This window comes from Komagataeibacter xylinus NBRC 15237 (assembly GCF_001571345.1).
Taxonomy (GTDB): Bacteria; Pseudomonadota; Alphaproteobacteria; order Acetobacterales; family Acetobacteraceae; genus Komagataeibacter; species Komagataeibacter xylinus.
On the sequence record NZ_BCTP01000102.1, the window covers coordinates 1 to 2,922 of the forward strand.

General features: G+C 58.0%; 5 protein-coding genes. 2 read left to right on the forward strand and 3 right to left on the reverse strand.

From position 1 onward, the window contains the following. Together GXY01S_RS16450 and GXY01S_RS16455 are read left to right on the forward strand one after the other, a co-directional pair. On the forward strand, positions 1-659 hold a 659-nt coding region (locus GXY01S_RS16450), incomplete at its 5' end, for a site-specific integrase (protein WP_156470349.1). Positions 660-745: 86 nt separating this feature from the next. Next, on the forward strand, positions 746-1,672 hold the full coding sequence (locus GXY01S_RS16455; protein WP_061276847.1) for a ketopantoate reductase family protein: 927 nt from the start codon (positions 746-748) through the stop codon (positions 1,670-1,672). Positions 1,673-1,858: 186 nt separating this feature from the next. Here GXY01S_RS16455 and GXY01S_RS16460 read toward each other — a convergent pair whose 3' ends face one another. The 3 genes from GXY01S_RS16460 to GXY01S_RS17760 all read right to left on the reverse strand — a co-directional run. Further along, a complete protein-coding gene (locus tag GXY01S_RS16460) occupies positions 1,859-2,251 on the reverse strand; it encodes a type II toxin-antitoxin system death-on-curing family toxin (RefSeq protein WP_007400727.1) in 393 nt (130 codons plus the stop codon). After that, entirely contained in the window at positions 2,248-2,475 is a 228-nt protein-coding gene (locus GXY01S_RS16465) for an AbrB/MazE/SpoVT family DNA-binding domain-containing protein (protein WP_007396477.1), read from the reverse strand. Before GXY01S_RS16465 ends, GXY01S_RS16460 begins: the two co-directional genes overlap by 4 nt. Before the next feature lie 173 nt (positions 2,476-2,648). Continuing rightward, positions 2,649-2,922, reverse strand: a 274-nt coding sequence (locus GXY01S_RS17760; protein ID WP_255210493.1) for a type II toxin-antitoxin system VapC family toxin, incomplete at its 5' end; no start/stop codon positions are given.

The window sequence follows — 2,922 nt, forward strand, 5'->3', positions numbered from 1 at the left end:
GAGAGGCAAAGGAGACCCTGCCCCGCCAGAAAACCGCGCTCACCTGGGACAGGCTGGTCCGGGTCGTCGAAGCCATCAGTCCACATGATCTGGTCGGTGCGCGGGACCGGGCCATTCTTCTGCTCGGTTTTGCCGGTGCGTTCCGGCGCTCCGAGTTGGCCGCACTGAAGGTGGACGACATCACGGTGGACGAGGATGGCATGCAGATCCGGCTGGGCCGGTCCAAGGGGGATCCCCAGCGCAAGGGTACTCTGATCGGCATCCCGCGGGGCCTGACCCGGAACTGCCCGGTTCTGGCATACGAGACCTGGCTCCGGCAGGCCGGGATCACGGAAGGTCCGGTCTTCCGGCGTATCTGGTCCGCACGGGGTCACAGGGCGGGAACCACTCCCGTCGGGACCCCGCCCAGGATCGGCCCGCATGCCCTGTCGGATCGGGCAGTCACGGACATCATCCGCAAGCGATGTGGCGACACCCACCTCGAAGGGGACTTTGGCGGACACAGCCTGCGCCGCGGGGCCATCACCACGGGCGCAAAGGACGGGTATGATCTCCTGGAACTGAAGCGCTTCTCGCGGCACAAAAGCCTTCAGGTCGTCGAGACCTATATCGACGAGGCCAGCATCAAGGCCCGGCACCCGGGAAGATCGAGATTCTGAGCCTGTCTTGACCCCTGCCGCCAGAGCGCCTCAACTCGCCTTCAACCGCAACACATCAGGGCGGATCAAAGAGAGGAAACAGCGTCATGGGCTCGAGAATTCTTGTTGTCGGCGCGGGTGCCGTGGGTGGGTATTTTGGCGCGCGCATGGCCAGCGCCGGGCATGACGTGACCTTTCTGGTACGCGAAAGGCGCCTGCAGCAGCTTCGTGCCGAGGGTCTGTGCCTGATCAGTTCCGTTGGCAACGTCACCCTCACCCCCCGGATGGTGATGGCCAGTGAGATTGACGATCCCTACGACATCATTCTTGTCAGCGTAAAAGCCTATTCCCTGATGGCTGCAATGAACGATTTCGCGCCTGCGGTGGGACCGCGGACACGGATTGTCCCGCTTCTCAACGGCATGCAGCATCTTGATATTCTGGCAGACCGCTTTGGCCCTGCCGCGGTCATGGGGGGTACGTGCTTTATCGTCAGCAGGCTCGACGCGCAGGGGCGCATTGTCCAGACGGGTTCTCTTCCCCGGCTTTCAATAGGGGACCGGGAAGGCAGCGATACGCCAGTGACACGCAGTATTGCGGAAACCCTGTCGGGTTCCGGATTTGAAATCGTGTGTTCCACCCACATCCTGCAGGACATGTGGGATAAATGGGTTCTGCTCGCGTCCCTGGGCAGCATCTGCTGCCTGATGCGCGGAACCGTGGGGGATGTCGCCAGCCAGCCAGCAGGTCAGGCCTTTGCGCAGGCGGTCATCCATGAATGTGCGTCAACGGCGGCGGCGGCTGGCTATCCCCTACGGGATGCCACGCTGAAGGGCACTGTCAGTCTCCTGACGAAAACGGACTCCACCCTGACGTCCTCCATGTTCCGGGATCTGCTGCAGGATGCTCCTGTGGAAGCACAACAGATTATTGGTGACCTGGTCAGGCGGGCATGCGCGCTTCAGATCCCTACGCCCATCCTGGATCTCACCGATCTGAATCTGCGCGTGTATGAACAACAAAGGCACGCATGAAGAGGCACAGTGCAGATACGACGTCCCAGCGGACATATCCACTTCACAGATCATGCCCGCCTTGCTCAAAGATAATTTCTCCCTGCATGAACAGCCGGAATGGAACGTCTAACTTGAGGGAAATCTGACAGTTCGTTGAACGGCGGAGATGAGGCGTAAGCGGACATATCCGTGTCAGCAATACTCTTATGGAAGTTGATGCTTCCGCAGCCAAATGGCGAATTCTGTCTCATCGATTTTTCTTTCGACCAGAGCGACCATGCGCTCCACCACGTCAGGCGCAGTGATGGCGACGTTCTGGCCGTTTGCTTTGAGAAACAACACACAGCAGGCCCAGCCAGTCCGCTTGTTGGCATCATTGAACGGGTGGTTGCCCGCAATGCCGAAGGCATAGGCGGCGGCGATGTCAAACAGATCGACAGGAACTGGATCCGCGTAGTGATAGCGGTTCAACGGTCGGTCTAACGCGCTATGCAGCAAGTCCGCACTTTTGATTCCCTGCGCGCCACCATATTCGCGCAAGGCGCAATCATGCAGGAACAGCACAGCATCAACCTCGAGAAACTCCGGTTCGTTCACCGTTTCGCCAGTTCCTGAAGTGCGTCAGCCTGTTCGCGCAGCACTTCACGGGCAAGATCCATCTGGCGTTCGAGCTTGAGGTTGCGCTTCACCAGCTTAATGCCGTCAGCCAACTCGACCAATGTGAGTTCTTGCCCGATCTCCAGACCCAGTCGAATACGGGTCTCCGCCGGCAGCGTGAGCCCGACCGAATTGCCCTGCTTGCGCAGAGTGACCGTTTCCATGGCGCTCTCCTATCTTACGTCTCGTAAGATAATGAAGTTTGGATCACAATACCAGACTTCTGTTCTCTCATCCCGAGGCTAAATTGCGTGATTGTCACGATGTCCGGTATTGAAAAGGAAAAATGGGCATCCCGATGATCAACATGAAGGCATATTCTGACGGCAGTTCTGCTTCACGAACAGCGTATTCGCTTGATGGGGTAATGATCCATTTGTCCGTCTTCCGAAAGGAATGTGGCGTGTTCAACTTGCGCCTGCGCCATCAGGAGGTGGTCAAACGGATCACGATGATGCAGAGGCAAAGACATAAGGATATGCAGGTGTTCGGGTTGTATTTGCAGCAGAGAGAAACCTTCCTCAGGAATGGCTGCCAGAATGTCGTTCATATCCGCATCCAGTTTTCCAATACGGATTTTGATCGCAATCTCCCATAATGACACGATGCTC

Bases quoted from the DNA above. Each gene is read 5' to 3' on its own strand.
- GXY01S_RS16455 (WP_061276847.1), top strand. From the start codon at position 746: ATGGGCTCGAGAATTCTTGTTGTCGGCGCGGGTGCCGTGGGTGGGTAT.
- GXY01S_RS16465 (WP_007396477.1), bottom strand. From the start codon at position 2,475: ATGGAAACGGTCACTCTGCGCAAGCAGGGCAATTCGGTCGGGCTCACG.